The 838-nt window shown below is 38.1% G+C and carries 2 pseudogenes; both read left to right on the top strand.

The features are described from left to right. Positions 1-267: pseudogene (locus tag ACFIKE_RS11875) on the top strand (hypothetical protein); the annotation flags it as partial. 2 nt (positions 268-269) lie between these two features. Next, positions 270-838: pseudogene (locus ACFIKE_RS11870) on the top strand (glycine zipper family protein); the annotation flags it as partial.

The following is an 838-nucleotide window of genomic DNA, read 5'->3' as shown; positions in this document are numbered from 1 at the left end:
CATAAAGAGCTCTTGTTTAGGTTGAAAAAAATCCATGAGATTTTGGGTAAGATGAAATCAGACGTATTGGATTTGCTAGAAAACAGTAGCATTGCATTAACGCAAGAGAATGTTGATAAGGTTACATCACAGCCGCATTCTAAAGCTCCACAGCAAGAACATAGTAATCAGTTACCAAAAATGAGTTTAGAAGAGGCATCTATTAAGGATAACGTGCCTTATTTTATAGATAGTTCCAGTGGTAAAATTCTTGTTAAGGAGAAATAGTAATGGACCCTTATAAAGCTTCTGGTGAGATTAATTCTCAATATGTATACTCTAAGAATGGAACGCGTTTCCGCGTAGTTGAAGACCCTGATGAAATTGAAAAAATTATAAGATCACATGCTAACAGTTTTTCTTCGTCCTCTTCTCAATATGTATATTCTAAAAATGGAACGCGTTTTCGCGTAGTTGAAGACCCGTCTGAGATTGCAAAGCTATCTAATTCTTTTTCTGAAAGTCAACAAAGTACAGTAGATCAATCAAGTACACCAGATTCTTCTCCACTTGATGGCAAGGATTGGAGCAAGACGCGTGCGGTTTGGAGCCACCTTATATCTGGTCTCACGGCAGGTTATAGTGATGAGATACAAGCGGCGAATGAAGCGGGTTTTACGGATTATTGGAGCGGCGATAAAAAAGCCGAAGAAATCTATAATAGAAGAGTAGCCAAAGAACGTGCTTACCAAAAAGCTTTGGAAAAGAAACATCCATGGTTATCTTCTGGTGCTTATATTGCTGGTTCGATTTTACCAACAATAGCATCATTGGGGATCCCTGCTTTAAATTTTTTGCG

This window comes from Bartonella sp. MU70NMGDW (assembly GCF_042194085.1).
Classification (GTDB): domain Bacteria; phylum Pseudomonadota; class Alphaproteobacteria; order Rhizobiales; family Rhizobiaceae; genus Bartonella; species Bartonella grahamii.
The sequence above is the reverse complement of the archived record's forward strand: the minus strand, read 5'-3'. Positions and strand labels throughout refer to the sequence as shown.